Below are 26,938 nucleotides of genomic sequence, written 5' to 3'. Positions count from 1 at the left end.
GCGGCTCAGAGGCGTTCGATGACGGTGGCGATGCCCATGCCGCCGCCGACGCACAGGGTGGCCAGCCCGAGCCGCTCGTCGCGCCGCTCCAGCTCGTCCAGCAGGGTGCCGAGGATCATCGCGCCGGTGGCGCCCAGCGGGTGGCCCATGGCGATGGCCCCGCCGTTGACGTTGACCCGGTCCAGGTCCAGGCCCATGTCCCGCGCGAAGCGCAGCACGACGGCGGCGAACGCCTCGTTGATCTCGACCAGGTCGATGTCGCCGATGGTGAGCCCGGCCTTGGCCAGCGCCTTGCGCGCCGCGGGCGCGGGGCCGGTGAGCATGATGGTGGGGTCGGCGCCCGAGACGGCGGCCGAGACGATCCGCGCCCTGGGGGTGAGCCCGTAGCGGCGGCCGGTCTCCCCGCTGCCGACGGCGACCAGCGCGGCGCCGTCCACGATGCCGGAGGAGTTGCCCGCGTGGTGCACGTGGTCGATGCGCTCGACCCAGTGGTACTTCTGGAGGGCCACCGCGTCGAAGCCGCCGAGGTCTCCGATGGTCTCGAAGGACGGCTTCAGCTTCGCCAGCGAGTCGGCGGTGGTGCCGGGGCGGATGTGCTCGTCGCGGTCGAGGACCGTCAGGCCGCTGCGGTCGCGGACGGGGACGACGGAGCGGGCGAAGCGGCCCTCCTTCCACGCGTGGGCGGCCCGCTCCTGGGACAGGGCCGCGTACTCGTCCACGTCGCGGCGGGTGAAGCCCTCAATGGTGGCGATGAGGTCGGCGCCGATGCCCTGCGGGACGAAGCCCGTCTCGAAGCTGGTCATCGGGTCCATGGCCCAGGCGCCGCCGTCGCTGCCGAGCGGTACGCGGGACATGGACTCCACACCGCCCGCCAGCACAAGGTCCTCCCAGCCGGACCGGATCTTGGCGGCGGCCAGGTTGACGGCTTCCAGGCCGGAGGCGCAGAAGCGGTTCTCCTGGAGCCCGGCGACGGTGTCGGGCAGTCCGGCGGCGATGGCGGCGATCTTGGCGATGTCCGAGCCCTGGTCGCTGTGCGGGCTCACGACCCCGAGGACGACGTCGTCCACGGCGGCCGGGTCGAGGCCGGGGAAGCGGGAGGTGATCTCGTGGATGAGGCCCACGACGAGGTCGATGGGTTTGGTGCCGTGCAGGGCGCCGTCGGCCTTGCCCCGGCCGCGCGGGGTGCGGACGGCGTCGTAGAGGTACGCTTCGGTGCTCACGGTGGGCAGCCTTTCGGTGGGCTGGGTCGGGGTCGCGGACCGGGACGCCGGTCAGCCGAGCAGGGAACGGCCGATGATCTCCTTCATGATCTCGGTGGTGCCGCCGTAGATCGTCTGGACACGGCCGTCGGTGTAGGCGCGGGCAACGGGGTACTCGGCCATGTAGCCGTACCCGCCGTGCAGTTGCAGGCAGCGGTCGGCGGTCCGCTTCTGGAGTTCGGTCGCCCACCACTTCGCCATGGAGGCGTGGACGGCGTCCAGTTGCCCCGCCGTGTGCTCGGTGATGCAGCGGTCCAGGAAGGACCGGGTGACGGCGCACTCGGTGGCCATCTCGGCGATCTCGAACCGGACGTGCTGGAGCCTGGCGAGCGGCCTGCCGAACGCCTCGCGCTCCTTCACGTGGCGCGTGGTGAGTTCGAGCAGGTGCTCGGCGGTGGCGATGGCGGCGACGGCGATGGCCATCCGCTCCTGCGCCAGGTGCGTCATCAGGTGCGCGAACGCCCCGTTCAGCTCCCCGAGGAGATTCTCCCTGGGCACGCGGACGTCGTGGAAGAACAGCTCGGCGGTGTCCTGCGCCTTCTGGCCGATCTTGTCGAGGTTGCGGCCCCGTTCGAACCCCTCCATGCCGCGTTCGACGACGAGCAGGCTGAGCCCCCGGGCGCCGCCCCCGGGTGCCGTCGCGGCCACGACGACGACCAGGTCGGCGAGGATGCCGTTGGAGACGAACGTCTTGGAGCCGTTCAGCACCCAGTGGTCGCCCCGGTCCTCGGCGGTGGTGCGGATGCCCTGGAGGTCGGAGCCCGCGCCGGGCTCGGTCATGGCGATGGCCGTGATCAGCTCCCCGGAGCAGAAGCCGGGCAGCCAGCGTCGCTTCTGCTCCGGCGTGCCGAGGGTGAACAGGTAGGGGCCGATGATGTCGTTGTGCAGGCCGACGGCGAGCCCGGGGACGCCCGCGCGGGCGAACTCCTCGGTCAGCACGGCGCTGTAGCGGAAGTCGGGCTCCCCGCCGCCGCCGTGCCTTTCGGGCACGGCCAGGCCCAGCAGCCCCTGGCGGCCCGCCGCCCGCCAGGCGTCGCGGCTGACGATGCCCTCGCGCTCCCACCGCGCGTAGTGCGGGGTGACCTCCCTGGCCAGGAACGTCCGCACCGTTTGGCGGAACGCCTCGTGGTCCTCGGTGTAGATCTCGCGCTGCATGCTGCTCCTGCCGTGGTCGGGGGAGGTCACCTGCCGTCGTGCCGGCCGGGTCCGGCTGGACCGGCCGGCCGCTGCGGCTCCCCCGCGCCCCGCTGCGGCCCCGGCGCGGCGAACAGCGCCGCGGGAAGACCCCAGTCGGCGGCCACCGAGGCGGCGCCGGTGCCGGGGAGCGCGGGGCCGCGGCGGACCGCGCCGGGGGTCGCGGAGAAGCGGGGCGCGGGGGCGGGCTGGACGACGCCGGAGTGCTCGGTGAAGGTGCCGCGGGCGGCGAGGTGCGGGTGGCCGGGCGCCTCCCGGAGCGAGAGCACCGGTGCCACGCAGGCGTCCGACCCGGCGAAGACGGCCGTCCACGCGTCACGGGTGCGGGTGCGGAAGCGGGCGGCGACGGCGTCGCGCAGGGCGTCCCAGCCGGTGGCGTCCCCGCGGTCGGCATCCCGCGGGTCGAGCCCGAGGAGCCGGACGAACTCGGCGTAGAACCGCTCCTCCAGCGCGCCGACGGCCATGTGTCCGCCGTCGGAGGTGGCGTAGACGCCGTAGAACGGGGCACCGCCGTCCAGCAGGTTGACGCCGCGCTCGTCGTGCCAGACGCCCGCCGCCAGCATGCCGTGGATCATGGCCGTCAGATGGCTGGTGCCGTCCACGACGGCCGCGTCCACGACCTGCCCCGCGCCGTGCGCCTTCGCGTGGTGCAGGGCGGCGAGCACGCCGGTGACGAGGTAGAGGGAGCCGCCCGCGTAGTCGCCCAGGAGGTTGGCCACCGGGTACGGCGGCCCGCCGCGCGGCCCGGCCAGGCCGAGTGCCCCGGTGACGGCGGCGTAGCCGATGTCGTGACCGGCGCGGGCGGCCTGCGGCCCGTCCTGGCCCCACCCCGTCATCCGCCCATAGACGAGCGCCGGGTTGCGGGCCAGGCACTCAGCCGGTCCCACGCCGAGCCGTTCGGCGACGCCGGGCCGGTAGCCCTCGACCAGGACGTCGGCGCGGGCGGCCAGTTCCAGGACGGCGGCGGGGCCGTCGGCGGACTTGAGGTCCACCAGCACCGAGCGCTTGTTGCGGCCGGTGACGTCCTTCGCCGGGTCGATGCCGAGGTCCGCGCCGCCGGGCCGGTCCACCCGCACGACGTCCGCCCCGAGATCGCCCAGCAGCATCGTGGCGAAGGGGCCGGGGCCGATACCGGCCAGCTCCACCACGCGCACCCCCGCGATCGGGCCGTGCCCGCCGCCCTCCGCCGTCATCGAGGCCCCCAGCCGTATGACACAACTGATGTAACACCGATGATGCTAAGAAGGCCGACCGTGTTCCACAAGCCCTCGCCCGCACGGATTACCGGCGGGTACGCCACGGCGGCGGGCGGGCGGCGCCCGGCGGCATCCGGCGGCGTCCCGTCGGCGCGGCGTGCGCACCGCGTCCCGTACCGTCGGTGGATCACCGTCCGCGGCGCCCGTACGGCCGCCGCGGACGCGGACCGCCGGCGACCGTCCGGGCAGGCCCGCACCGCGCGCCGCACCCGCGCACCGCACGACCCGCGATCCACGGCGAAGGAGCAGCATGGCCCCGGACCACGACCTCGTCCTCTTCGGCGCGACCGGCTTCACCGGCCGCCTCACCGCCCGGTACCTGGCCCGGCACGCCCCGGCGGGGTGCCGGTGGGCGCTGGCCGGCCGCAGCCGGGACAGGCTGGAGCGCGTGCGCGCGGAACTGGCGGCGCTGCGCCCGGACTGCGCGGAACTGCCGCTGCTGGAGGCCGACGTGGACGACGCCGCCTCGATGCGGCGGCTGGCCGCCTCGGGCCGGGTGGTCCTCACCACCGTCGGCCCCTACGCCCGCCACGGCGAACCGCTCGTCGCCGCCTGCGCCGAGCAGGGGACCGACTACCTCGACCTCGCGGGCGAACCCGAGTTCGTCGACACGATGTACCTGAGGCACCACGAGCGGGCCCGGCGGTCGGGGGCCCGGCTCGTGCACTGCTGCGGCTTCGACTCGGTGCCGCACGACCTGGGCGTCCTCTACACCGTCGCGCGGCTGCCCGAGGGGGTGCCGCTGCGGATCGACGGCTACGTGCGCGCCAACGCCACCTTCTCCGGCGGCACGCTGGCCTCCGCCCTGGAGGCGTTCTCCCGCGGCCCGCAGACCCTCGAGGCCGCCCGCCGCCGCCGGGCCGCCGAGCCACGGCCCGCGCACCGCCGGATCGTCACCGGGGCGGGCGGCCTGCGCCGCGTGCCGCTGCTGGACGCGTGGGCCCTGCCGCTGGCCAGCATCGACCCGCAGGTCGTGGGGCGTTCGGCCGCCGCGCTGGACCGCTACGGGCCCGACTTCCGCTACCGGCACGCCGCGGCGGTGCGGCGGCTGCCGGTGGCGCTCGGCGGTGCGGCGGGCCTGGCCGGGCTGATCGCCCTGGCCCAGGTCCCGCCCGCCCGCCGCGCCCTGTCCGCCCGGCTGGCACCGGGCGAGGGCCCGAGCGAGGAACGGCGGGCGCGCAGCACGTTCTCCGTCCGCTTCCTCGGCGAGGGCGGCGGCCGCCGGATCGCCACCGAGGTCAGCGGCGGCGACCCGGGGTACGACGAGACGGCGAAGATGCTCGCCGAGTCGGCGCTGTGCCTGGCCTTCGACACGCTGCCGCGGGTCTGCGGCCAGACCACCCCGGCCGCCGCCATGGGCGACGCGCTGACCGCCCGCCTGGTCCGTGCGGGGCTCACCTTCCGCACCACCCACCACGGCACCGCCCCGGCGCCGTAGGCACCGCGCCGTAGACACCGTGCCGCGGGCACGGCGCCCCGGGCGCAGGCGGCGGCACGTTCACGCGGGAGCGGGCGCGTAGGCGGGCAGTCCGTGCGGCGCGGCGTCGGCCAGCACCACCGGCTCGCCGCCGCCGAAGCGGGCGGTGAGCCGGAAGGGCCGCTCCCGGCCGGCCCGGCACGGTTCGAAGGCGAGGTGGACGAACGCCCGCCGGGGCGTGGCGGAGGCGGCCAGCCGTTCCAGTTCCGCCTCGGCCCGCGCCCACTCCGGAGCCGGGACGTACTGGCGCATCACCGAGTGCCACACGACGGTGAGCGTGCCCTCCTCCAGGCTGAGCCCGGCCAGGAAGTCGGCCGCACCGGCGGCGGTGACCTCGGCCGGTACCCGGGCGGCCAGCCGCAGCGCTCCGGCGAGACGGGCGTGCCGGGCCTCCTGGTCCGGCCAGAGGTAGGCCCGCAGGGCGAGCGCGCCCGCGGGGGAGGCGGGGTCCACCGGGTCCACGTCGCAGCCGCGCCGCTCCACGACGGCCGGTCCGGGGTGCCGGGCGGCGGCACCGGTCAGCCAGCGGGGCGGCGTTCCGCGCCAGACGTTCGCCAGCCGGACGGCGGAGTCCCGCGGCCCGGAGGCGAAGCCCTCGCCGGTGCAGCGGAAGTGGTCGGCCCGCAGGTTGAGCCCGGCGCTCGCGCCGACCTCGAAGAGGCGCACGGGCAGCGGCGCCCGGTCCAGCGCCCACAGCATCCCGGCCACGAGCAGCCCGGCCCGTCCGACCTCGTTCGTCTGCGGCGGACGGGTCAGCCACGCGCGGACGAAGGGCAGTTCGGCGGCCACGGTGTCCGCGAACGCCCGCCACGCCTCCTGGGGGCGGGACGGGTCGAAGGTGCCCCCCGCGCTCGGGTAGCACCGGGCCAGCGCGGGGGCGCGCCCGCTGAGGACCAGCGCGTGGACACCGCCCGCCAGCCGCAGGCCCAGCGCGTACGGGCCGGGGGCGTCCTCGTGCCCGGCGACGGCGTCCGCGCAGGGCCCGCCCGCCCGGATGTCCGCGGCGGCGCGGGCCAGCAGGGCGGCGTACAGGGGCGAGCCCAGCTCCGCGCAGGCCGCGCCCTGGTGGGCGACCATGGCCGCGGCGTGTTCTCGGGTCATCGTGCCTTCCGGTGCGGTGGGCGGTGCCGCGCTGCCCGGCCCGGCGGGACCGGCGGGCCGCACGAGGCCGGGCGGGGGCCGGGCCGGGGCGTGGGGGCGGCCGGGGCCTCAGTGCCGTCCGTGCGGGCCGTGGCGGTGACCGCAGGACCCGGACCCGTCGTCGTCCGCCGTCCCCTCGCGCGGTTTCCGCTCGACCGTGACGCCGCCCCAGAAGGCGAACCCGGTGACGGTGATGCGCGGCGCCCCGGGCACCCCGGCCCCCGTCGCGTCGTGGTCGAAGCCGCCCATCACGCCGAGACCGCCGACCAGGACCTCCGCGTCGTGCGGCACGATGATGTGGACGCCGCCCATGACCGCGTGGGCGCGGATGACGACCTCGCGGTCCTCGAAGGAGGCGTCACGCAGGTCGATCTCGCCGCCGCCCCAGAACGCCACCGCTGTGAAGGTGCGGGGCGCGACCCAGGGCCCCTTGCGCACGAAGGCGCCCATGAGCGCCAGCCCGCCGCGTGAGGTGGGGGTGCCGCCGAAGCGTCCCGACCAGCGCCGGGCGGGCGCCTCCGTCTCCCGCCGCGCGGGCTCGGTACCGCCGGGCAGGTCCCGCACGAGCGGTGCCAGCTCGCCGCGCGTCCGCGCCGCGTAGACGGCTTCCAGGCGCTGCCCGAACTCGTCGGTGTCCAGCCGCCCTTCGGCCAGCGCCTCGCGCAGCACCTCGGCCACCTGGTCGCGTTCCGCGTCGGAGGCCCGCAGCTCGGGCAACTTCTCGCTCATGGCGGCAGACTACGCAGTACCCCCACCCGGTGCCCAGCCGCCGCCCGCCGCCCGGAGCCCGGCGGGCACCCACGACAACGCGCCCGGTGCCGGGTTACGCTCGGGTCCGCGGACGGGCCCGGCGGACGGGCACCGGCCGGGGAACGGGACGGGGGAGGCCGCGATGCGGGAGGCACCGGCGCGACGCGCGCGTGTGGTCCGGCTCGGCGCGGCGCTCGCCGTCCTCGTCCTCCTCACGGACCTGTTCCTCACTCCGGCGGGCGGCGCCGTCCCGGTGGCCGCCGCCGCGTGCGCCGCGGTGCTGGTGCTGTGCGTGGCCCTCGCGGCGCCGCACGCCCCGCCGCCCCTGGCCGGACGGGTGCGCACCGCGCTGCGCGACCGGGCCCTGCGCACGGCCTTCCTCACCCAGCGCGATCCCGACGCCGCCGGGCGGCCCCGGCCGCGGGCACCGGGACGGCGGCCCACGACGGCCGTGTGAGGCCGGTGCCTGCGACGGCCGTGTGAGGCCGGCGCCCGCGCCACATCGCCCGCGTCCCCCGGGTCCCACGCGCCCCGCGCGCCTCCGCGCCCTCGCGCGCCCGGGTCCCGGAGACGCGCGGTCCCCGCCCCGCACGGTCCGTCGTGCCCCCGCCATCCCGCACAGGCCCGACGAGCCCGAAGGTTCCGCCATGTCCGTCTTCACCCTGCTCGGCGCGCAGTTGGCGCGCCTCGCCGAACTGCTGCACCCGCTGTTCGGCGCCTCCGCCACCGCCGCCGCCATCGTCGCGTGCACCCTCGCCGTACGGCTCGCGCTGCACCCGCTCGCCCGTGCCGCCGCCCGGGGCGAGCGGGCCCGCGCCGCGCTCGCTCCGCAGATCGCCGAGCTGCGGCGGCGCCACCGCGGCGATCCCGGGCGCCTGCAACGCTCCATGCTCGACCTGCACGCGCGGTCGGGCACCTCCCCCCTGGCCGGGTGCCTGCCGACGCTGCTCCAACTGCCCGTCTTCCTGCTGATGTACCAGGTGTTCACCCGCCCGGAGAGCGGCCTGCTGGACGAGACGCTGTTCGGCGCCGCGCTGGGCGGACGCTGGACGGACGCGCTGGATGCGGGCGGGCCCCTCGGCCCGCAGGGCCTGGTCTACCTGGCGCTGTTCGCCGTCGTCGGCGCCGCCGCGGCGTGGACGGCGCTGTGCGCCCGGCGCCGGATGACGGGGGCGGAGGACCGCATGCTGCGGGTGCTGCCGCTGCTGTCGTTCGGCACCCTCGTCACGGCCGCCGTGGTGCCGCTGGCCGCCGGGCTCTACCTGGCCACGACGACGGCGTGGACGGCCGCCGAGCGGACCCTGCTGCTGTAGCGGCGGCCGGACGCGGCCGGTGCCGTCCGGCCGGCCCCACATAGATGCGGGCACACCGGGTACCGGCCGTGGCATGTTCGTGGACATCTTCCTGACGACGGTGGGCGCGCTGGCGCTCCTGGTGGCGGCCTTCTCCGCGTTCATCCCGCGGTTGCCGCTGTCGGGGCCGCTGGTGGCGCTGGCGGTGGGCGTGCTGATCGGACCGGCGGTGCTGGGCGTGATCGACCTGCCCACCGTGGTGGAGGGCCACCGGGAGGTGCACGAGATCTCCCGGGTCCTGCTGGCCGTGTCCGTCATGGCCGTGGCGCTGCGCTACCCGTTCCGCACGGCCCGCACCCGGCTGAAACCCGTGCTGCTGCTCCTGGCCGTGGCGATGCCCGTCATGGCGCTGTGCACGGCCGGCGTCTCGGCGGCGTTCCTGGGCGTCGGCCTCGGCACGGCGGCCCTGCTGGGTGCGGCGCTGTGCCCCACCGACCCGGTGCTGGCCTCCAGCGTCGTCACCGGCGGCCCCGCCGAGCGCTCCATCCCGGCGCGCACCAGGCAGGTGCTGTCGCTGGAGTCGGGGAGCAACGACGGGCTGGCCCTGCCGCTGGTCCTCGTCGCTTTGGCGGTCGCCGGGCCGATGTCGGGAGCGGAGGCGCTCGGCGAGTCCCTGTGGCAGGTCTTCGGCGCGCTGGCCGTGGGCGCCCTGCTCGGCTGGGCCGCCGGCCGGGCCGTGCGCCGGGGCGAGGACACCGGCTCCATGGAATCCGGTCCGCTGCTGGTGTTCACGCTCCTCCTCGCCCTGTTCACGCTGGGTGTGGCCGGGCTGCTCCACGCCGACGGGGTGCTGGCGGTCTTCGTCAGCGGCCTGGTCTTCAACGCGACCAGCCCCGCCGGTGAGCGGATGGACGAGAACAAGGTCGACGAGGCGGTCAACCGCTTCGTCGTGCTGCCGCTGTTCGTGGTGCTCGGCGCGATGCTGCCGTGGACCCAGTGGCGCGAGCTGGGACCTGGCGCCGTGCTCTTCGTGCTGGGCGTTCTCCTCCTGCGCCGGCTGCCGGTGCTGCTGCTCCTCAAACGCCCCCTGGCGCTGCGCTGGCGGGACGCGGTGTTCCTGGGCTGGTTCGGACCGGTCGGCGTGTCGGCCCTGCTGTACCTGACCATGGAGGCGCACCGGCTCGGGGCGGACCCGGTGGTGCTGGCCGCCGGGACGCTCGCCGTCGCCGCCAGCACCCTCGCGCACGGCGTGTCCTCCTCCGCCGGACGCGTGTGGTACCGCAAGGCCGCCGAGCGCGAGAAGGAGGCGCACGGGTGAACGTGCCGCTGCTGGTCACCGGCTGCCTCCTGGTCCTGGTGGCGCTCGTGGACGCCGTCGTGACCACCCTGTCCCTGGTCAAGGGCGCGGGACCGCTGACCGGCCGGCTGGCCGACGCCGTCTGGAAGACGATGGTCACCGCGCACCGGCGCCGGGGCGGCAGCGGAAAGGTGCTCCAGTGGAGCGGCACCTGCACCCTGCTGGCCACCTTCGCCCTGTGGACGACGCTGCTGTGGGCGGGGTGGTGGTGCTTCTTCGGCGCGGACGGGGCCGCCGTCGTCTCCTCCACCACCGCCGTACCCGCCGACGCGTGGTCGCGCGCGTACTTCACCGGCTACACGCTCTTCACCCTCGGCATCGGCGACTACGTGCCCGGGACGGCGTGGGCGCAGGGCGCGACGGTCGTCGCCACGCTCTCCGGGCTGTTCGTGGTGACGCTGGCGATCACCTACTTCCTCCAGGTCGTGCAGGCCGTCGTGCACAAGCGGGAGTTCGCGCAGCAGGTCCACGCGCTCGGCGCGGACGGCGCGGAGATCGTCACGGGCGGCTGGACGGACGACGGCTTCACCCCGATGTTCAACCAGCACCTGGTGTCCCTGACCGCGCCGCTGCTGCGGATGGGTGAGCAGCACATGGCCTTCCCGGTCGTCCACTTCTTCCACTCCCCCGCGCCGCGCAAGGCGCCCGCCTGCGCCGTCGACGCGCTGGACGACGCCCTGCTGCTGCTGTGCGCGGGGGTGGCGCGCTCCTCCCGGGCCGACCCGGCGGCCACCGGCCCCCTGCGGTCCGCCCTGGGCGAGGTGCTGCGGACGCTGCGGATCCGGTTCTTCGCCGCAGCCGAGCGGCCGCAGCCCGTGACACCGCTCCGGCGGCTGCGGGACGCCGGGGTCCCGGTGGCCGGCGAGGACGCGTACGCCGAGGCGGTGCGTGAGCACGCCCGCGTCCGGCGCGAGGTGCGGGGATACCTGCACAGCGACGGCTGGGAGCGCCCCGAGGACGGGGGCGAGGAGGGCGCGGACCGCCCGGACGCGGTTACGCGAGGGCGCTGAACAGCGGCTCGGCGAGCACGGCCGCCGCCAGCCCGCAGCCGAGCACGGCGGTGGCCACCTTCGTACGGCCCCGGCGGCTGAGCACGATCGCCGTGCCGGACAGGATCAGCGCGACGCCGTACAGGCCGAGGGTCACCAGGGAGGGCTCGGCGGCGAACCGTACGGCCATGACGACGGCCACCCCGGCCATGACCGCGGCGGCGGCCGTGCCGCGCACCAGCCGGGCCTGGCGGGGCGTCAGGCGGCGGCCGGGCCCGGGGGACGGGGGTGTCGTCGTGTCGTTCTCGCCGAGTGCCGTCATGGTGTGGAGGGTAATGCTTTGCCCTACGGTCATGTGCACGCCCCGGCTCCTCCGGGGCGCGGACCGAGGGGAGTCGCGGGATGACGGCGTCGGTGTTCACCGTCCAGGAGGACGGCGTCGGACCGGAGGCGGGATGGCTGGTCCTGCCCGCCGGGGAGCACCGCGCGGCGCACGCGCTCGCCCGCGTCACCCCGCTGCGGGACGCCGGGGACGGTGACGTCCCCGGGGGCGGCGCACCCGGGGACGTCCCGGCCGCCGGGGACGCGCCCGGGACGCGGCGCGCGTCGGGGCCCGTCACGGTGCGGGACGTCGAGGAGCGCGCCCGTGCGCTGGCCGCCCGGCACGCCGACCACCCGGTGCTCGCGGTCCTCGGCGGCGACGGCGTGCTGCGCTGCACCGTGCGCCCCGAGGAGCCCGGCCCCGGCCCGCGCGCCTTCGCCGTGCTGGACGCCGGCGGGCGGCCGGTCGGCCGCGTCCGCCGGGACCGGGCCCGGTGGAGCCGGCGCATCCGGTGGCGTGTCGAGACGGCAGGAGGAGAATGGCTGGTGGGCCACCAGGGCACGGTGGCGGGCTGGCTGTGCTTCCTGGTGCTCCTCCCGCTGTGGTGCGTGTGCGCGGGCGTCTCGCTGCTGGTCACCCTGGTGACGCTGGGCGAGGTGAGCGAACTGGTCGTGTGGGGCACCCCGCGCCGCACCGTCTGGCGGCGCGCCGGCTCGGCGCGGGCCGCGCTGCGGTTCCGGCACGCGCGCGCCGACTACGCCTGGCAGGCGGAGCACCTGGACGGACGGCTCGCGCTGGCGCAGGCCCTGCTGCACACCGTCGCGCGGCTGCGCTCCTGAGCCAGGTCTTCCGGGCTCGCCGGGGGCGCGCGGGAATCCGGGCGGCCGGAAGCGATGAGAAACGCCGGGGAGGACCGTCCGTACAGCGACACGGGAATCGTCCTCCAGGAAGTGAGCCCCACCATGACAGCGCAGAACCCAGCGGACCGTCCCGCGCGGCGCGGTGATCCGGGTGTCCCCGCGATCGAGACGTCCGGCCTGGTGAAGGTCTTCGGCGACACCCGGGCCGTGGACGGCATCGACCTGACGGTGCCCGCCGGCACCGTCTACGGCGTGCTCGGCCCGAACGGGGCGGGCAAGACGACGACGGTCCGGATGCTGGCCACGCTGCTGCGGCCGGACGGCGGCGAGGCCCGCGTCTTCGGGCACGACGTGCTGCGCGAGGCCGACGCCGTCCGCAGCCGGGTCAGCCTCACCGGGCAGTACGCCTCCGTCGACGAGGACCTGACGGGCACGGAGAACCTCGTCCTGCTCGGCCGGCTGCTGGGGCACGGAAAGCGCGCGGCGCGGGAGCGCTCCGAACAGCTCCTGGCGGCCTTCGGGCTGTCGGACGCGGCGGGCCGCCAGGTGAAGAACTACTCCGGCGGCATGCGGCGCCGCATCGACATCGCGGCGAGCATCCTGAGCACCCCCGACCTCCTCTTCCTGGACGAACCCACCACGGGTCTGGACCCGCGCAGCCGCAACCAGGTGTGGGAGATCGTCCGCGCCGTCGTCGCGCAGGGCACCACCGTCCTGCTGACCACGCAGTACCTGGACGAGGCCGACCAGCTCGCCGCCCGCATCGCCGTCATCGACCACGGCCGGGTCATCGCCGAGGGCACCAAGGGGGAGCTGAAGGCGTCCGTGGGCGCCGGCTCCGTCCACCTGCGGCTGCGCTCCGCCGACCAGCGGGCGGCGGCGGCCGAGGTGCTGGCCCGCAGCCTCCAGGTCGAGGCGCAGCTCGACGCGGACCCGGTGGCGCTGACCGCCCGGGTCGGCGACGGCGAGCAGGGTGCCGCGGAGCACGCCGCGCGCGCCCTGGCGGAGCTGTCCCGCAGCGGCATCACCGTCGACCACTTCTCCCTGGGCCAGCCGAGCCTGGACGAGGTCTTCCTCGCCCTCACCGACCGTCCCGCCACCGAGCAGCAGCCCGAGGAGGCCGCGGCATGAGCACCACCGCACCCGCCAGGACCAACGCCCGGGACGAGGAGCTGGCCCCGGTCGCCGCCGACAGCCTGACCGCGCTGCTGGCCGGCGGCGCGCGGCCGCCGAGGCCGAGCGGCTGGAGCGCGTCCACCGCCTTCGGCTGGCGCGCCGTGCTGAAGATCAAGCACGTGCCGGAGCAGCTGTTCGACGTGACGGCGTTCCCCATCATGATGGTGCTGATGTACACGTACCTCTTCGGGGGCGCGCTGGCCGGGTCGACGACGGACTACCTCCAGTTCGTGCTGCCCGGCATCCTCGTCATGAGCATCGTGATGATCACCATGTACACCGGCGTCGCCGTCAACATCGACATCGACAAGGGCGTCTTCGACCGGTTCCGCACCCTGCCGATATGGCGGCCCGCTCCGATGGTCGGCTACCTGCTCGGCGACATGCTGCGCTACTCGATCGCCTCCGTGGTGATGCTGACGGTGGGCCTGATCATGGGTTTCCGGCCCGCCGGCGGCGTCACCGGCGTACTCGCGGGCGTCGCCCTGCTGATCACGTTCTCCTTCTGCTTCTCGTGGGTGTGGACGATGTTCGGGCTGCTGCTGCGCACGGAGAAGTCGGTGATGGGCGTCAGCATGATGGTGCTCTTCCCCGCCACCTTCCTCAGCAACATCTTCGTGAACCCCTCGACCATGCCCGGCTGGCTCCAGGCGTTCGTCAACAACAGCCCCATCACCCACCTGACGTCCGCCGTGCGCGGGCTGATGGACGGCGGCTGGCCGACTCGGGAGATCGCGTGGACGCTGGGCTGGGGCGCCGTCCTCGTCGTCGTCTTCGGCACCGTGACGATGCGGCTGTACAACCGCAAGTAGCGGGCCCGGCCGCCGGGCGTGCCGGGTCGGTGCGACCGCGGGACACTGGACGCATGCCCGAACTCCCGGAGGTCGCGGCCCTGGCCGACTTCCTGGCCGAGCGCCTCACCGGGCGGACCGTGGCGAAGGTCCGCCCGGTGGCCGTCCACGTCCTCAAGACGTTCGACCCGCCGCCGACCGCGCTGGAGGGCGCGGCGTTCACCGGCGTGACCCGGCACGGCAAGTTCCTCGACCTGGCGGCGGGGCCGCTGCACCTGGTGGTCCACCTGGCCCGCGCGGGCTGGCTGCGCTGGCGCGACGCCCTGCCCGAGGCGCCTCCGCGCCCGGGCCGCGGTCCGCTGGCGCTGCGGCTCGAACTGGCGGGCGGCGGCGGTTTCGACCTGACGGAGGCCGGCACCCGCAAGCGGCTGGCCGTGTACTGCGTCCGGGACGCCGCCGACGTCCCCGGCGTCGCCCGCCTCGGCCCCGACCCGCTCGACGGGGCGTTCACGCAGGAGGTCTTCCGGGGCCTCCTGCGCGGCAACCGGCACCGGGTCAAGGGCGTGCTGCGGGACCAGAGCGTCATCGCGGGCATCGGCAACGCGTACTCGGACGAGATCCTGCACGCCGCGCGGCTGTCCCCCTACCGGCTCGCCGGGGACCTCACCGAGGAGGAGAGCACGGTCCTGTACCAGGCTCTGGACAGCACCCTGCGCTCTGCGGTGGAGCGGGCCCGCGGCCTGGCGGCGGGCGACCTGAAGGCCGGAAAGCGGCTCGGCCTGCGGGTGCACGGCCGCACCGGCGAACCGTGCCCCGTGTGCGGCGACACCATCCGGGAGGTCTCCTTCGCGGACTCCTCGCTCCAGTACTGCCCGCACTGCCAGACGTCCGGCAGGGTCCTCGCCGACCGCCGCCTCTCCCGCCTGCTGAAGTGACGCCCCCGGCAGCGGGCGCTCCCCCGGGGACGGCTGTCCCCGGGGGAGCGCTCCGACGGCCTCAGGGCCGCCCGCGAGCGGTGCGGCGCCTCCAGTACACCGCGCCGCAGACCGTGGCCAGCAGCAGTGCGCTGCCCCCGGCGAGCGCCGCGGTGTCCGTACCGCCGAACGCGCCGCCCACCCCGGTGCGCACCGGTCCCTGCGGACCGGACGCCGGACCGCGGGCGCCCTCGTGCGGCGCCTGGTGCGGCTCCGGCTGGTGCGGCTCCGGCCGGTGGGCCGGCCCGTGCTCCTCCTGGTGCCCGGGCTCCGTGTCCGGCCGGTGCTCCGGCGCCGGTTCCGCGGGATGTTCCGCGGACTCCGGCTTCCGCTCCGGTTCCGGTTCGCGCTCCGGCGCCGGTTCCGGCTTGCGCTCCGGCTCCCGCTCCGGTTCCGGTGCGGACTGCGGCTTCCGCTCCGGCTCCTCCCCGGGCTGCTCCGGCGGAGCGGCCCGGGGCGGGCCGTCCGGTTCGCCCCGGTCCACCTCGAAGCTCGCGGCCCACTGCTCGCCGCCCGGACAGGTGCCGTCCACGCCCCACTTCGAGATGCGCCCGACAGGCTCCGGTCCTCCGCCCGGGAACTTCCCCGGACCGGCGACCCGCGCCGTGCCGGTGTAGGCGGGCCCGTCGGCGGCGTCGGACTGCCGCCCGGTGACGCGTCCGAGCCGGACCGTCCCCTTGTCCAGCGCCTGGGAACTCGCCTGGATGCTGCCTGGGATGCTCCCGCCGTGCGGATCACAGCTGACGGAGAGGGTGAGGGTGCCGCCCGGCGCGACACGCCGAGGTGCGACCTCGGCGTCGGCAGCGAACGCGGGGGCGGCTGACGCGGCTATGAGACCGAGAGTGCCCGCAAGCGTCGCGAGCACCGGGCGCGTGGGGCGCATGGGGCTTCTCCTGAAGTTCCGGACGCGGCCGCGGCGGTGCTTCCCGCGCGACGGTACGACCACGCTCCGTCACCATGACGTTAGGCCCGCTCCCGGCACGGCGCATCTCGCGCACGGCCAATCGGGGCGCCCCCCGGTCACGGCCCGGTACCGCCCGTCTGAGGCGCCCGCGCGCGCCTCAGCGTTCGGGCGGCGGCACGACGGCGATGGGACAGCGCGCGTGCAGCAGCACGGCGTTGCTCACGGAACCGAAGAACATCCCCGGATGCCGCATGCGGTGCCGGTGCCGCCCCACCACGACGAGGCCGGCGGACTCGGACGCGTCCACGAGCCGCCCGGCGGCGTCCCCCGCGGCCACCACCCACTCCACGTCCACCTCGTCCGAACGGCCGCGGGTGCTGTGGCTCAGCCGCTCGCGCTGGGCCCGCGCCACCTCGCGGGCGATCTGGGGCCCCTCCGGGTCGCCCGGGTCCACCTGCGCGGCCCCCATCAGGGCCAGCGTGGAGAACGGCACCGGGTAGGTCGTGACGACCTGGAGACGGGCCCCGCGCCGCAGGGCCTCGTCGAAGGCGAAGCGCACGACGTCGTCCACCGTCTCCTCCGGCTCCAGCCCGAGCACGACGCGCCCGGCCGGTCCGAAACCCGGTTCGCGCCCCCGCTCACCGTGCGGCACGACGACGACCGGGCACCCGGCGTGCGCGGCGGCGGCCCGCCCGTTCGAGCCCAGCAGCAGACTGGCGAAACCGCCCCTGCCCCGGGAGCCCAGCACGAGGAGCTGGGCCTGCGCGCCCAGCTCGGGCAGCGTCGCCGACGGTGTGCCGGTCAGCGTGGTGAACCGCACCAGCGGCGTGTCGCCGCGGCCGGCCAGCCACGTCCGTACGTCCTCCAGGACCGGGTCCTCGTCCGCCGAGGGCACGGCCGGCGGTGGTTCCGGCGTCCCGTGGAGGTTCGGCGGCCAGGGCCACACGTGCGCGACCAGCAGCTCGGCGCCGCGCAACCGCGCCGCGTCGAGCGCCCACTCCAGCCCGCGGAGACTGTGCTCGGAGCCGTCCACCGCCGCGATGACCGGCAGCTCGCTCATGCCGTCCCCTTCCGTTCGCCGGGGCTTCCACCGCCGGTCCGGGTACCCGCGTCCGGACGGCTCACCCCTGCTCCGGCGCGGCGGCGTCCCCCGGGTCGAGCGGCGGTGCGCTGACGGCGCAGTGCGTGCGGCACCGCGGCCCGCACGGCCGCGGTCCCTCCGGCGCCCCGCCGCCCCCGCCCGCCGCGGCCCCGTCAGCCTCCCCGGGCTTCTCCGCTCCCCCGCCCTCCGCTTCCCCGCCGGACTCCAGGACGTCGCCCCGCACGCTCAGCCACGCGACGACGGCCCCGACGGCCAGCACCGCCGCGCACCAGGTCATCGCGCGCCCGAAGGAGGCGTCGAAGGCGGCGGGGTTGCGGTAGGCGTCCGGTCCCATGCCCGCGAGCAGCGGCAGGGCCGCCACGGCCACCAGGCCGGCCGCCCGCGCGACCGCGTTGTTGACGCCGCTCGCCAGCCCGGCCCGGGACACGTCCACGGACGCCAGCACCGTCGCCGTCAGCGGCGCGACCAGCAGCACCATGCCCGTGCCGAGCACGGCCAGCCCGGGCAGCACGTCAAAGGGGTAGGAGGCGCCGGGGCCCGCGCGGGTGAACAGCAGCATCCCGCCCGCGCACAGCAGCGGCCCGGCCGTCAGCGGCAGTCGCGGCCCGATGCGCTGCCCCAGCGCCCCGGAGCGGGACGACAGCAGGAGCATGAGCAGTGTGGTCGGCAGCAGGGCGACACCGGCCTGGAGCGCCGAGTAGCCCACGACGACCTGGAGCTGTACGACCGACAGGAAGAAGAACCCGCCGAACGCCGCGTACACGCACAGCGTGACGGCGTTGACGGCCGTGAACTGCCGTGACCTGAAGACGGCCGGGGGCACCATCGGCGCCGCCAGCCTCCGCTCCAGCCGGACGAAGGCGGCGCCCAGCACCACTCCCCCGGCCGCCGAACCGGCCACCACCGCCGACAAGCCCTGCTCCGGCGCGGCGATGAGCGCGTACGTGACGCCGCCGAGCGCGAACGCGGCCAGGGCCGCCCCGGCGACGTCGAACCGGCCTGAGGCGGCCGTGTCGCGCGTCTCGGGCACGTGGCGGCGCGCGGCGACCAGGCACACCAGCGCGAGGGGCGCGTTGATGAGGAAGACCCAGCGCCACCCCGGCCCGTCCACCAGCCAGCCCCCGACGAACGGTCCGACCGCGGCGGCCACCCCGCCCAGCCCCGACCAGGCGCCCACCGCCCGCGCCCGGTCGTCGGGGTGGAACGTCGACTGGAGCAGTGCCAGCGACCCCGGCGTCAGCAGCGCACCGCCGACGCCCTGGAGGGCCCGCGCGGCGACCAGCACCCCTGCGTCCGGTGCCAGGCCGCAGAGCACGGACGCGAGCGCGAACCACACCACACCGGCCGTGAACACCCGCCGCCGTCCGTAGCGGTCCCCGAGCGCCCCGCCGAGCAGGATCAGCCCGGCGAGGGTGAGCAGGTAGGCGTTGACGGTCCACTGCAACCCGGCGAGGCCGGCGCCGAGGTCCTCACCGATGTGCGGCAGCGCGACGTTCACCACGGTGCCGTCCAGCAGCGCCATCCCGGAGCCGAGCACGGTGGTGAACAGCACCCATTTGCCCCGCCGCTCCGACAGCCGCAGCCCCGCCGCACGCGGCTGCCCGCCACCGGTCCGCTCTCCGCCCATCCCCCCATGATCCCGCCCACCCCCCGCCCCAGCCACCCCACCAGCCCCCACCACCCCACGGCGTCCCGTCCGGCCGCCGACGACACCGCGGCGGGTGGGGCGGGCGCCCGCGTGCTCCGGGAACGGGCTTGTCCGGGGCGCTGCGCTCCCGCGCGCGGGAGGTGCGCTACGAGCGCGGTGCTGGCGCGGACCCTCCGGTATCCCGCGCCGCACGGTGCGCGCCGGGTCCTCGACCGGCGACCTGGCGGTCGGCGCGGGCGGCGGGCGCTGGCGGGAAGCCCCGGCCCGGTGGGGGCCGTGCTCGTCGCCACGGTCACCCCGGACCACCTCATGCCCGCGACGGCCCCGGTCGTCGCCGCGCGCCTGGGGTGCGGTCCGGTACCGGCCATCGACGTGCACGCGGCGTGCAGCGGTTTCGTCCACGCCCTCGCCGTGGCCGCGGGCTGGCTGGGCACCGGCGTGTGCGAGCGGGCCCTGGTGATCGGCGCGGACACGGTGAGCACTCTCACCGACCCGTACGACCCCGTCACCGCGCCGGTCTTCGGCGACGGGGCCGCCGCCGTGCTGCGCGCGGGCCGCGCGGACGAGCCGGGTGCGCTCGGGCCGTTCGACCTGGGCCGCGACGGCTCCCTCGCGGAGCGGCGGACGCCCGCTACCTCCAAATGGACGGGCGGGAGACCTACCGGCACGCGGTACGCCGCACGGCCGCCTCCTGCCGCCGGGCCTGCGGCCTCGCCGGGTGGGACGTGGCGGCGGCGGACCACGTCGCGGCCCACCAGGCCAACGCCCGCATCTCGGCCGCCCCCGCCCAGCGCCTGGAACTGCCCCCGGAGCGGCTGCTGTCCAACATCGCCACCGTGGGCAACACCTCGGCGTCCGCTCCAGGCACCGGAGGAAAAACCGTCCTTGACGCACGGTCAGGTGACGGGCCAGGGTCGGCGCGGTGGAGACGCATGAGCTGACCGAGGCGGAGCGGCGGGTGTGGCGGGCCTACCCCCGGGGAGAGACCGTGGACTTCCGCGGTGCGCCGGGCGAGGACCCCGCCGCGGGCCGGGTGTGGGGCGCGGAGCGCACGGTACGGGCGGCGGTGCTGCGGGCGCTGCTGCTCCGGGACGACCGGGAGGACGGGGAGATCGCGTCGGTGAACGTGTTCGGCGCCCGTGTCACCGGTTCGCTGAACCTGAAGTACGCGGAACTGGACATCCCCGTGCGGCTGCGCGGCTGCTTCTTCGAGCGGGTCCCGGAGCTGTACAGCTGCCGGATGCCCTTGCTGAGCCTGCAGGGCTCGGTGCTGCCGGGCCTGTCCGCGGCGGCCCTGCGCCTCGACGGCACCCTGCGGCTGAACGACTGCCGCTTCACCGGCGCCGTCCGGCTGAGCGGAGCGCGGGTGGGCGGGGCGGTCGTGCTGGACGGGGCGGAGGTCCGGCCGTCGGAGGCCGACGTCCCCGGGGAGCCGCTGGTGAAGCTCAATCAGGCGGAGATCACGGACGACCTGCGGGCCGCCCGGCTGCGGGTGCGCGGGCAGGTGCGGCTGACCGGGGCCGTGATCGGCGGTTCGGTGTTCCTGAGCGACGCCGAGCTGTCCGGGCCTGGCGGGACCGCGCTCCAGGCCGAACGCCTCACCGTGGGCGCCGACCTGCACGCCATGCGGCTGCGTGCCGAGGGGCGGCTGAACGTGCGCGGTTCCCAGATACCGGGACAGCTGATCCTCACCAGCGCGCGGCTGACCTGTCCCGGCGGCACGGCGCTGCGGGCGAGCAGCTGCACCGTCGGTGAGCTGTGGCTGAAGGACGGCGCCGTGGTGCGGGGCGCGGTCAACCTGCGCCGGTCCCAGCTGGACCGGCTGCACGCGCCGCCCGGGGTCTGGCCGGAGACCGTCCGGCTGGACGGTCTCACCTACACCACGCTCGCCCCGCACATTCCGGCCGAGCGCCGTCTGGAGGTGCTGCGGCGGGACGGGGACGGCTACGTGCCCTTCGCCTACGAGCAGCTGACCGCCGCGTACCGGCGGGCGGGCGACGACGCCGCCGCCCGTACCGTCCAGCTCGCCAAGCAGCGCCGCCACCGCGCGCTGCTGCCCCGGTACGCGCGGGTGTGGGGCGTCGTGCAGGACGTCACCGTCGGCTACGGCTACCGCCCGGTGCGGGCGGCGCTGTGGCTGCTGTCGCTGCTGCTGGTCGGCACCACCGCGTACGTGGTGCGCCCGCCGCGTCCGCTCAAGCCCGCCGAGGCCCCGGAGTTCAGCCCGGTCTTCTACACGCTCGACCTGCTGCTGCCCATCGTCGACTTCGGCCAGGAGCGGGCCTTCACCTCCGGCGGGGCCCTCCAGTGGCTGGCCTACGCGCTCGTCATCCTCGGCTGGGTGCTGGCCACGACGATCGCCGCGGGCATCACCCGCAGCCTCAGCCGCCAGTGACACGGGGGCGGCCCCGGCGCACGCTGGCGGGGGTTTCTCCCGGCTTCGCCCGCTGAAGCGGAAGAAGTGAAGGCGGCCGTGCGGGACGGGTGGACCGAACGGGCCCTCCCCTCGGCCGCCGGAGGCGCCCGGTGCGCCCGGTGCGGGCGGCGGCGCGAAGCGTCGTGCACGAGGCATTGACGCCTCATTGCGACGCCCCTACTTTCCGTTCGACAGGCCGCAATGTATTCGAAATATCGAACGACAGCGTTCCTGGCCCGCCCTCGGCTCCGCCCGCTCACTCCGGGCGGCGGAGCACCCCCACACGCCGGTTCACGCCGGCCCGCCCGGGGGGGGCGGAGCGTCAGGAGCGCCGTACCGCCGGCCTGCCGTTCCCGCCGCCACGACGGCGGCGAGGGCGAGAACGCCATCCCGGGCCCTCCCCGCACCGGGGTGCCAGGACCGCGACGAAGGAGAGCCACATGACCGGCAACCCGACGCGACGCACCCGCTCCGCCCGCCCACGGCCACCGCACCCGGCCTCCCCGCACTGCGGCCTGCTCGTCCAGCCGCACAGCCGGGAAGGAGACCGCCGTGTCAGCCGGTAGGCGACCGCGTGCGCTGCCGCGCCCGCGCCGCCGGAGCCTGCGCTTCGTCATCGCCATGACGGCCCTCCTGCTCGGCGTGACCAGCGCCGCCCTCCCCCCGGCAGCCTCGGCCGCGGTGGTGGACCCGGGCGCCTCCTACGTGCTGGTCAACCGGCACAGCGGCAAGGCCATGGACCTGTACGACTTCGCCACCGCGGACGGGGCCCGGATCGTCCAGTGGGCGCGCAACGACGGCGCCTGGCAGCAGTGGCAGTTCGTCGACTCCGGCGGCGGCTGGTACCGGCTCAGGTCCCGGCACAGCGGCAAGGTCCTCGACATCGAGGGCGGCTCGACCGCGGACCGGGCGGGCCTGGTGCAGTGGACCGACCAGAACCGGGCCAGCCAGCAGTTCCGCCTGGCCGACTCCGACGGCGGCCACGTGCGGCTGATCAACCGCAACAGCGGCAAGGCCCTCGACGTGCTGGACTTCTCCACCGCCGACGGGGGCCGGATCATCCAGTGGCCGGACACCGGCGGAACCAACCAGCAGTGGCGGCTGGTGGAACTCGGCTCCGGCGCCGTCGGCACGTACACCAACCCGGTCAAGCGCAACGGCCCGGACCCGTGGCTGCAATACCACGACGGCTCCTACTACCTGGCCACGACCACGTGGAACTCCACGGTCACCATGCGCCGCTCGACCACCCTGTCGGGCCTGTCGACCGCACCCGACACCGTGGTCTTCGACCTGTCCGGCAGGCCGAACGGCTGCTGCAACATGTGGGCGCCGGAGTTCCACCTCCTCGACGGGCCCAACGGACCGCGCTGGTACCTGTACTACACGTCCGGGCAGAACGTTCCCGACTACAACCCCACCCAGCGGCTGCACGTGCTGGAGAGCGCGGGCACCGACCCGATGGGCCCGTACCACTTCAAGGCGGACCTGGGGAACACCTGGGAGATCGACGCCAGCATCCTGAAGGCGGGCGGACGGCTGTACCTGCTGGGCAGCATCGTCGACGGCACCCAGAGCCTGTCCATCACCCCGCTGAGCAATCCCTGGACCATCAGCGGCGCACGGCGGACGATCAGCTCACCGACGCTGCCGTGGGAGCAGCAGTCCGGCGCCGTCAACGAGGGTGCCGAGCCGCTCTACCACAACGGCAGGACGATGATCGTCTACTCGGCGAGCGCCTGCTGGGGCCCGGACTACAAGCTGGGCCTGCTCACCCTCACCGGCAGCGATCCACTCAACCGGGACCACTGGGCCAAGTCCCCGGCCCCGGTGTTCCAGCGCAGTGACGCCAACGGCGTCTTCGCCCCGGGGCACAACGGCTTCTTCACGTCGCCCGACGGCACCGAGGACTGGATCGTCTACCACGCCAACGACTCGGCGAGCGGTGGCTGCGACATGAACCGCTCCACCCGCGCCCAGAAGTTCACCTGGAACGCCGACGGCACGCCCGACTTCGGCACCCCGGTGAGGAACGGCGTCACGCTCACCGCACCGTCCGGCGAGTAGGGCACCCCGTCCCCCGGCCTTGTCCGCTGCTGGCCACGCGGTGGGTCACGGCACGGCCGGAGGAACAGAAAAACCCCAGCTCAGCTGGGGTTTTTTCTGGTGTCCGAGGGGGGACTTGAACCCCCACGCCCGATAAAGGGCACTAGCACCTCAAGCTAGCGCGTCTGCCATTCCGCCACCCGGACCCGGTGTGCTGCGCGGCCCTGGGCCGCGGCGACACGGACAACGATACCAAGGATTCCGGGTGGCTCTCACCCCGGTTGCGGGCGGGTGGCGGGCGGGGAAACGGTGGTCACCGTGCGTGGTGGTCCGTGGTCAGCAGGTGCGCAGGCGGGTGAGGTGGGCGGCGGAGCGGCGGGCGGTGGACAGGGATCCGGCCGGGTTCGCGGCGGGGTCGGGCGCGTCGTCGCGTTCGACGAGCCAGTGGTGGCGGCGGCCGTGCGGGCGGTGGGCGACGGCGGAGACGAAGCGCCGGTAGTCGAGGTCGCCGTCGCCGACGTCGGTCATGACGTAGCCGTCGCGGGCGGCCTCCTCGTGCTCACCGTCCTTGACGTGGAACAGGGGGAAGCGCCCGGGGGCGGCCAGGACGTAGTCGAGGGGGTCGAACGGCGCCGGCGTGCCGTCGGGGCGGGTGCTGAAGCGGTGCTGGGCGACGTAGGCCCAGTAGATGTCGAGTTCCAGGTCCACCAGGTCGGGGTCGGTCTCGGCGAGCAGGACGTCGTAGAGCCGCACGTCGGGGCGGTCCTCGGCGAAGGCGAACTCCTCGGCGTGGTTGTGCTGGTAGAACCGCAGGCCGCGGGCGCGGGCGGCGGCGCCGTAGGTGTTGAACTCCTCGGCGGCGCGCTTCCAGGCGTCCACGGTGTTGCCGTAGCGGCCGGGACCCCACGGGGTGCCGACGTAGGGCAGGCCGAGAGCGGCGGCGTCGTCCACGACGCGCTCGGGCTGGGTAGCGAAGGAGTAGGGGTCGGAGTGGTAGGCGACGTGGCTGCCGATGCCGCGCAGGCCGTTGTCGCGCAGGAGGCGGCGCAGTTCGCGCAGGGTGATGGCGCCGGTGCCCTGGGTGTAGCCGGCGAACTCCACCTCCGCGTAGCCGTGGCGGCGGAGCTGCTCGAAGACGCGGGCGAAGCCCAGCTCGGCTATCTGGTCGCGGATCGTGTAGAGCTGGATGCCGAGCCGGCCGCGCGGTACGACGGGGCGGCCCCGGCCGCGGGACGCGGCGGCGCCGGGTGTGGCGTCCCCGGGCGCGGCTGGGGCAGGCGACGCGGCGGTCAGCAGGGCGGCGGCCGTCGTGCCCGCGGCGACGCCGAGCAGGCCGCGGCGGCTGAGGGCGTGGTGCAGGGCTTCGGTGTCACGGGGCATGGGGGCTCTCCTGGTCGTCGGGGTCGCGGGGGCCGCCGGGGCCGTCCGCCGCGCCGAGGGCGAGGTCGAGCAGCAGGGCTTTGACGCCGGCGGCGGGGACGGCTGCGGGCAGGACGCCGGGGCGGGAGCACAGCAGCAGGGGGCCGTCGTCCTCGGTGGCGGGCAGCAGGCCGTGGCTGCCGCGTACGGGGGCGGGGTCGAGCGGTACGACGGACATGCGGTAGCGCAGGCCGAGTTTCTTGCGGGCCAGCGCGGTGCCCGCCCGGACCCTCACGTACGGGTCGAGCGGGTCGAGGAACAGTTCGGCGGGGTCGTAGCCGGGCTTGCGGTGGATCTCGACGGACCGGGCGAAGTCGGGGGCGCGGGCGTCGTCGAGCCAGTAGTAGTACGTGAACCACGCGTCCGGTTCGGCCAGGGCCACCAGTTCCCCGGAGCGGGGGTGGTCCAGTCCGTGCGCGCGTTTGCCGTCCTCGTCCAGCAGGGCGGCGAGCCCGGGGAGGCCGTTCAGGGCGGCGCGGGTGGCGGGGAGGTCGGCGCGGTCGCGGACGTAGACGTGGGCGATCTGGTGGTCGGCGACGGCGAAGGCGCGGGAGGCGGTCGGGTCCAGGTACTCCATGCCCGCCTGGGTGTGGACCTCCAGCAGTCCGGCGCGGCGCAGGGCGCGGTTGACGTCCACCGGCCGGGTGGCGCGGGTGATGCCGTACTCGGACAGGACGACGGTGGTGCGGCCCGCGGCCCGGGCCTGCGCGAGGAGCGGGGCGAGGGCGGCGTCGAGCCGGGCGGCGGCGGCGTGCGCGCGGGGGTCGTCGGGTCCGTGGCGCTGGAGGTCGTAGTCCAGGTGGGGGACGTAGGCCAGGGTCAGGTCGGGGTCCCGGGTGCGCAGCAGGTGCCGGGTGGCGTCGATGATCCAGCGTGAGGAGGCGATTCCGGCGGTGGGGCCCCAGTAGGAGAAGAGGGGGAAGGTGCCCAGGGCGGCGGTGAGTTCGCCGTGCAGGGCGGCGGGGCGGGTGTAGCAGTCGGGTTCCTTGCGGCCGTCGGAGTAGTAGACGGGGCGCGGGGTGACCGTCCAGTCGGTGTCCGCGCCCATCGCGTACCACCAGCAGACGTTGGCGACGGTGTAGCCGGGGTGCCGGGCGCGGGCGGCGTCCCAGAGCTTCTCGCCGCCGACCAGCGCGTTGTGCTGGCGCCACAGCAGCACCTCGCCCAGGTCGCGGAAGTACCAGCCGTTGCCGACGACGCCGTGTTCCGCCGGTGGCGCGCCGGTCAGCAGGGTGGACTGGACGGTGCAGGTGACGGCGGGCAGGACGGTGCGCAGCGGGGCGCGGGAGCCGGAGGCGGCGAGGGCGGCCAGGTTCGGCATGTGGGCCAGCAGGCGCGGGGTGAGGCCCACGACGTCCAGGACGAGCAGGGGGTCGGGCCGCGCGGTCACGGCAGCTCCTTGAGGCCGAGGTCGAGCAGGAGGTCGCGGGCGAGGGCGAGTTCGGCGGCGATGCCGTCGGCGAGTTCACCGGCGGTCGTCGGGCGCAGGGCGGGCGGCAGGGCCTGCCAGGTGTAGGTCTCCACCTCCAGGTGCCGGGTGAGCGGCGCGGGGCCGCCGACGAGGCGGGCGAGGGCCGCGCGGAGCACCTCCGCGGTGGAGGTGAGCGGCGGCTGGAGCGCGGCGTGCAGCGGGACGTGCAGGTGGACGCGCCAGGGGCCGCCGGTGGGCAGTCCGGGTCCGGCGAGGGCTTCGTCCAGGTCGTCGGTGCCGGTGACGCCGCCGGGGGTGCGGGCGCGGGTCTGGTGCAGGAAGCGGGGTTCGGCGAAGGCACCGAGCGCCTCCCGTACGGCCGGGTCGGCCGGGTCGTGGGCGTGCAGGGCGGCGGAGAGCTGGGCCTTGACGACGGGCACCCGGGCGCGGACGAGCCCGTCGAGTGCGGTGTCCGGGTCCTCGAAGGCGGTGGCGAGGTGGCAGGTGTCCAGGCAGACGCCGACGCGGTGGGCGGGCGGCGCGCCCGGGGCGGTGAGGGCGGCGGCGGCCTGGCCGGTGGTCTCCACGGTGCAGCCCGGCTCGGGTTCCAGGGCGACGCGCACGGACCGTCCGGTGCGGTCCTGGAGCGCGTCGAGGGTGCCGGCCAGTTCGGTGAGGTGGGTGAGCGCGCGGGCGCGGGCGGCGTCGTCGAAGCCGGTGCGCCAGGCGAGCGGGAGCGTGGAGACGGTGCCCTCGGTGACGTCGCCGGGCAGCAGCGCGGCGAGCAGGCCGGCCAGTTCGGCGGTGTGGTCGAGCCGGGCGCGTTCGGTCCAGTCGGGCCGGTAGACGCGGTACTTGACGCGGTCGGCGCCGAAGCCCTGGTAGGGGAAGCCGTTGAGGGTGACGGTCTCCAGGCCGCAGGCGTCCAGGGCGGCGCGGAGGCGGCCCGGGGCGGCGGGGTCGGCGGTGAGGGCGCGGACGGCGTCGCGGGCGAGCCACAGTCCGATGCCGAGGCGGTCGCGGGACAGCCGCCGGCGGACGGGTTCGGCGTACGCGCGCAGCTGGGCGAGGACACCGTCCAGGGTCTCGGCGGGGTGCACGTTGGTGCAGTAGGCGAGGTGGACGGTGGAGCCGTCGGGGTGCTGGAAGCGCATG

Annotated in this window: 24 protein-coding genes, 1 tRNA gene and 1 pseudogene; 13 read left to right on the top strand and 13 right to left on the bottom strand. The window is 75.7% G+C overall.

Annotated elements, in window-relative coordinates; all coding sequences use genetic code 11:
- Positions 1 to 5 precede the first annotated feature (5 nt).
- Genes V1J52_RS02110 through V1J52_RS02100 form a run of 3 tightly spaced genes read right to left on the bottom strand, consistent with a single transcriptional unit; the run spans position 6 to position 3,646 of the window.
- On the bottom strand, positions 6 to 1,220 hold the full coding sequence (locus V1J52_RS02110) for an acetyl-CoA C-acetyltransferase (RefSeq protein WP_330137775.1): 1,215 nt from the start codon (positions 1,218 to 1,220) through the stop codon (positions 6 to 8).
- 51 nt (positions 1,221 to 1,271) lie between these two features.
- Positions 1,272 to 2,414, bottom strand: coding sequence for an acyl-CoA dehydrogenase family protein (locus tag V1J52_RS02105; protein ID WP_330137774.1), 1,143 nt, complete (start codon positions 2,412 to 2,414; stop codon positions 1,272 to 1,274).
- Between the two features lie 26 nt (positions 2,415 to 2,440).
- On the bottom strand, positions 2,441 to 3,646 hold the full coding sequence (locus V1J52_RS02100; RefSeq protein ID WP_330137773.1) for a CaiB/BaiF CoA transferase family protein: 1,206 nt from the start codon (positions 3,644 to 3,646) through the stop codon (positions 2,441 to 2,443).
- A gap of 313 nt (positions 3,647 to 3,959) precedes the next feature.
- On the opposite strand from V1J52_RS02100, the gene V1J52_RS02095 reads away from it, so the two are divergent.
- The gene (locus V1J52_RS02095) at positions 3,960 to 5,147 is read left to right on the top strand and encodes a saccharopine dehydrogenase family protein (RefSeq protein WP_330137772.1); all 1,188 of its coding nucleotides are present in this window, start codon (positions 3,960 to 3,962) and stop codon (positions 5,145 to 5,147) included.
- 60 nt (positions 5,148 to 5,207) lie between these two features.
- Here the strand turns inward: V1J52_RS02095 and V1J52_RS02090 are convergent, their stop codons facing one another.
- Entirely contained in the window at positions 5,208 to 6,287 is a 1,080-nt protein-coding gene (locus tag V1J52_RS02090; RefSeq protein ID WP_330137771.1) for a DUF2332 domain-containing protein, read from the bottom strand.
- A gap of 108 nt (positions 6,288 to 6,395) precedes the next feature.
- Positions 6,396 to 7,055: a DUF1707 SHOCT-like domain-containing protein gene (locus V1J52_RS02085; RefSeq protein WP_330137770.1), complete on the bottom strand. Its 660-nt coding sequence runs from the start codon at positions 7,053 to 7,055 to the stop codon at positions 6,396 to 6,398.
- A gap of 163 nt (positions 7,056 to 7,218) precedes the next feature.
- On the opposite strand from V1J52_RS02085, the gene V1J52_RS02080 reads away from it, so the two are divergent.
- From V1J52_RS02080 to V1J52_RS02065, 4 genes are all read left to right on the top strand, one after another.
- Entirely contained in the window at positions 7,219 to 7,533 is a 315-nt protein-coding gene (locus tag V1J52_RS02080) for a DUF6412 domain-containing protein (RefSeq protein ID WP_330137769.1), read from the top strand.
- 190 nt (positions 7,534 to 7,723) lie between these two features.
- The gene (yidC, locus tag V1J52_RS02075; protein ID WP_330137768.1) at positions 7,724 to 8,389 is read left to right on the top strand and encodes a membrane protein insertase YidC; all 666 of its coding nucleotides are present in this window, start codon (positions 7,724 to 7,726) and stop codon (positions 8,387 to 8,389) included.
- 73 nt (positions 8,390 to 8,462) lie between these two features.
- The gene (locus V1J52_RS02070) at positions 8,463 to 9,686 is read left to right on the top strand and encodes a cation:proton antiporter domain-containing protein (protein WP_330137767.1); all 1,224 of its coding nucleotides are present in this window, start codon (positions 8,463 to 8,465) and stop codon (positions 9,684 to 9,686) included.
- Complete coding sequence (locus V1J52_RS02065; RefSeq protein ID WP_330137766.1) at positions 9,683 to 10,735, top strand: potassium channel family protein; 1,053 nt, start codon at positions 9,683 to 9,685, stop codon at positions 10,733 to 10,735. The genes V1J52_RS02070 and V1J52_RS02065 overlap by 4 nt, the downstream gene beginning before the upstream one ends.
- On the opposite strand, the gene V1J52_RS02060 is transcribed toward V1J52_RS02065, so the two are convergent.
- Positions 10,719 to 11,036 (bottom strand): hypothetical protein, encoded by a 318-nt coding sequence (locus tag V1J52_RS02060; RefSeq protein WP_330137765.1) that lies wholly within the window; start codon positions 11,034 to 11,036, stop codon positions 10,719 to 10,721. The two genes, V1J52_RS02065 and V1J52_RS02060, sit on opposite strands and share 17 nt — an antisense overlap.
- An 80-nt stretch (positions 11,037 to 11,116) precedes the next feature.
- On the opposite strand from V1J52_RS02060, the gene V1J52_RS02055 reads away from it, so the two are divergent.
- From V1J52_RS02055 to V1J52_RS02040, 4 genes are all read left to right on the top strand, one after another.
- On the top strand, positions 11,117 to 11,875 hold the full coding sequence (locus V1J52_RS02055) for a hypothetical protein (protein WP_330137764.1): 759 nt from the start codon (positions 11,117 to 11,119) through the stop codon (positions 11,873 to 11,875).
- 123 nt (positions 11,876 to 11,998) lie between these two features.
- Positions 11,999 to 13,027, top strand: a complete 1,029-nt coding sequence (locus V1J52_RS02050) for an ATP-binding cassette domain-containing protein (protein WP_330137763.1) — start codon at positions 11,999 to 12,001, stop codon at positions 13,025 to 13,027.
- A complete protein-coding gene (locus V1J52_RS02045; RefSeq protein ID WP_330137762.1) occupies positions 13,024 to 13,884 on the top strand; it encodes an ABC transporter permease in 861 nt (286 codons plus the stop codon). Before V1J52_RS02050 ends, V1J52_RS02045 begins: the two co-directional genes overlap by 4 nt.
- Before the next feature lie 53 nt (positions 13,885 to 13,937).
- Positions 13,938 to 14,798 (top strand): Fpg/Nei family DNA glycosylase, encoded by an 861-nt coding sequence (locus V1J52_RS02040; RefSeq protein WP_330137761.1) that lies wholly within the window; start codon positions 13,938 to 13,940, stop codon positions 14,796 to 14,798.
- A 61-nt stretch (positions 14,799 to 14,859) separates the two neighbouring features.
- Here V1J52_RS02040 and V1J52_RS02035 read toward each other — a convergent pair whose 3' ends face one another.
- From V1J52_RS02035 to V1J52_RS02025, 3 genes are all read right to left on the bottom strand, one after another.
- On the bottom strand, positions 14,860 to 15,720 hold the full coding sequence (locus V1J52_RS02035) for a hypothetical protein (RefSeq protein ID WP_330137760.1): 861 nt from the start codon (positions 15,718 to 15,720) through the stop codon (positions 14,860 to 14,862).
- A gap of 178 nt (positions 15,721 to 15,898) precedes the next feature.
- Positions 15,899 to 16,801 carry a universal stress protein gene (locus tag V1J52_RS02030; RefSeq protein ID WP_330137759.1) on the bottom strand — a complete coding sequence of 301 codons (903 nt, stop codon included), beginning with the start codon at positions 16,799 to 16,801 and terminating at the stop codon, positions 15,899 to 15,901.
- Between the two features lie 61 nt (positions 16,802 to 16,862).
- Positions 16,863 to 18,470 carry an MFS transporter gene (locus V1J52_RS02025; protein WP_330137758.1) on the bottom strand — a complete coding sequence of 536 codons (1,608 nt, stop codon included), beginning with the start codon at positions 18,468 to 18,470 and terminating at the stop codon, positions 16,863 to 16,865.
- A 6-nt stretch (positions 18,471 to 18,476) separates the two neighbouring features.
- Between V1J52_RS02025 and V1J52_RS26095 the strand changes: the two are divergent.
- The 4 genes and pseudogenes from V1J52_RS26095 to V1J52_RS02010 form a co-directional block, all read left to right on the top strand.
- Positions 18,477 to 19,085, top strand: a pseudogene (locus V1J52_RS26095) (hypothetical protein); the annotation flags it as partial.
- A 47-nt stretch (positions 19,086 to 19,132) separates the two neighbouring features.
- Positions 19,133 to 19,432, top strand: a complete 300-nt coding sequence (locus V1J52_RS02020) for a 3-oxoacyl-[acyl-carrier-protein] synthase III C-terminal domain-containing protein (protein WP_330137757.1) — start codon at positions 19,133 to 19,135, stop codon at positions 19,430 to 19,432.
- Entirely contained in the window at positions 19,414 to 20,886 is a 1,473-nt protein-coding gene (locus tag V1J52_RS02015) for a membrane-associated oxidoreductase (RefSeq protein WP_330137756.1), read from the top strand. The genes V1J52_RS02020 and V1J52_RS02015 overlap by 19 nt, the downstream gene beginning before the upstream one ends.
- A 642-nt stretch (positions 20,887 to 21,528) precedes the next feature.
- Positions 21,529 to 22,974 (top strand): family 43 glycosylhydrolase, encoded by a 1,446-nt coding sequence (locus V1J52_RS02010; RefSeq protein WP_330138098.1) that lies wholly within the window; start codon positions 21,529 to 21,531, stop codon positions 22,972 to 22,974.
- Between the two features lie 97 nt (positions 22,975 to 23,071).
- Here the strand turns inward: V1J52_RS02010 and V1J52_RS02005 are convergent.
- The 4 genes from V1J52_RS02005 to eboE form a co-directional block, all read right to left on the bottom strand.
- A tRNA-Leu gene (locus V1J52_RS02005) sits at positions 23,072 to 23,159 on the bottom strand.
- Between the two features lie 130 nt (positions 23,160 to 23,289).
- On the bottom strand, positions 23,290 to 24,333 hold the full coding sequence (locus V1J52_RS02000; protein ID WP_330137755.1) for a sugar phosphate isomerase/epimerase family protein: 1,044 nt from the start codon (positions 24,331 to 24,333) through the stop codon (positions 23,290 to 23,292).
- Positions 24,323 to 25,762, bottom strand: coding sequence for an alkaline phosphatase family protein (locus V1J52_RS01995; RefSeq protein WP_330137754.1), 1,440 nt, complete (start codon positions 25,760 to 25,762; stop codon positions 24,323 to 24,325). The genes V1J52_RS02000 and V1J52_RS01995 overlap by 11 nt, the downstream gene beginning before the upstream one ends.
- Positions 25,759 to 26,937, bottom strand: coding sequence for a metabolite traffic protein EboE (gene eboE / locus V1J52_RS01990; protein ID WP_330137753.1), 1,179 nt, complete (start codon positions 26,935 to 26,937; stop codon positions 25,759 to 25,761). The genes V1J52_RS01995 and eboE overlap by 4 nt, the downstream gene beginning before the upstream one ends.
- Position 26,938: the final 1 nt, after the last annotated feature.

Origin of the sequence: Streptomyces solitudinis (assembly GCF_036323765.1) — a bacterium.
In the GTDB taxonomy this organism is placed as follows: domain Bacteria; phylum Actinomycetota; class Actinomycetes; order Streptomycetales; family Streptomycetaceae; genus Streptomyces.
The sequence above is the reverse complement of the archived record's forward strand: the minus strand, read 5'-3'. Positions and strand labels throughout refer to the sequence as shown.

Coding starts and splice junctions, on each gene's coding strand:
- yidC (WP_330137768.1), top strand. CDS start 7,724: ATGTCCGTCTTCACCCTGCTCGGCGCGCAGTTGGCGCGCCTCGCCGAA.
- V1J52_RS02095 (WP_330137772.1), top strand. CDS start 3,960: ATGGCCCCGGACCACGACCTCGTCCTCTTCGGCGCGACCGGCTTCACC.
- V1J52_RS02050 (WP_330137763.1), top strand. CDS start 11,999: ATGACAGCGCAGAACCCAGCGGACCGTCCCGCGCGGCGCGGTGATCCG.
- V1J52_RS02085 (WP_330137770.1), bottom strand. CDS start 7,055: ATGAGCGAGAAGTTGCCCGAGCTGCGGGCCTCCGACGCGGAACGCGAC.
- V1J52_RS02105 (WP_330137774.1), bottom strand. CDS start 2,414: ATGCAGCGCGAGATCTACACCGAGGACCACGAGGCGTTCCGCCAAACG.
- V1J52_RS02070 (WP_330137767.1), top strand. CDS start 8,463: ATGTTCGTGGACATCTTCCTGACGACGGTGGGCGCGCTGGCGCTCCTG.
- V1J52_RS02000 (WP_330137755.1), bottom strand. CDS start 24,333: ATGCCCCGTGACACCGAAGCCCTGCACCACGCCCTCAGCCGCCGCGGC.
- eboE (WP_330137753.1), bottom strand. CDS start 26,937: ATGCGCTTCCAGCACCCCGACGGCTCCACCGTCCACCTCGCCTACTGC.
- V1J52_RS02020 (WP_330137757.1), top strand. CDS start 19,133: ATGGACGGGCGGGAGACCTACCGGCACGCGGTACGCCGCACGGCCGCC.
- V1J52_RS02080 (WP_330137769.1), top strand. CDS start 7,219: ATGCGGGAGGCACCGGCGCGACGCGCGCGTGTGGTCCGGCTCGGCGCG.
- V1J52_RS02025 (WP_330137758.1), bottom strand. CDS start 18,470: ATGGGCGGAGAGCGGACCGGTGGCGGGCAGCCGCGTGCGGCGGGGCTG.
- V1J52_RS02055 (WP_330137764.1), top strand. CDS start 11,117: ATGACGGCGTCGGTGTTCACCGTCCAGGAGGACGGCGTCGGACCGGAG.
- V1J52_RS02040 (WP_330137761.1), top strand. CDS start 13,938: ATGCCCGAACTCCCGGAGGTCGCGGCCCTGGCCGACTTCCTGGCCGAG.
- V1J52_RS02010 (WP_330138098.1), top strand. CDS start 21,529: ATGACGGCCCTCCTGCTCGGCGTGACCAGCGCCGCCCTCCCCCCGGCA.
- V1J52_RS02060 (WP_330137765.1), bottom strand. CDS start 11,036: ATGACGGCACTCGGCGAGAACGACACGACGACACCCCCGTCCCCCGGG.
- V1J52_RS02035 (WP_330137760.1), bottom strand. CDS start 15,720: ATGCGCCCCACGCGCCCGGTGCTCGCGACGCTTGCGGGCACTCTCGGT.
- V1J52_RS02090 (WP_330137771.1), bottom strand. CDS start 6,287: ATGACCCGAGAACACGCCGCGGCCATGGTCGCCCACCAGGGCGCGGCC.
- V1J52_RS02045 (WP_330137762.1), top strand. CDS start 13,024: ATGAGCACCACCGCACCCGCCAGGACCAACGCCCGGGACGAGGAGCTG.
- V1J52_RS02100 (WP_330137773.1), bottom strand. CDS start 3,646: ATGACGGCGGAGGGCGGCGGGCACGGCCCGATCGCGGGGGTGCGCGTG.
- V1J52_RS02030 (WP_330137759.1), bottom strand. CDS start 16,801: ATGAGCGAGCTGCCGGTCATCGCGGCGGTGGACGGCTCCGAGCACAGT.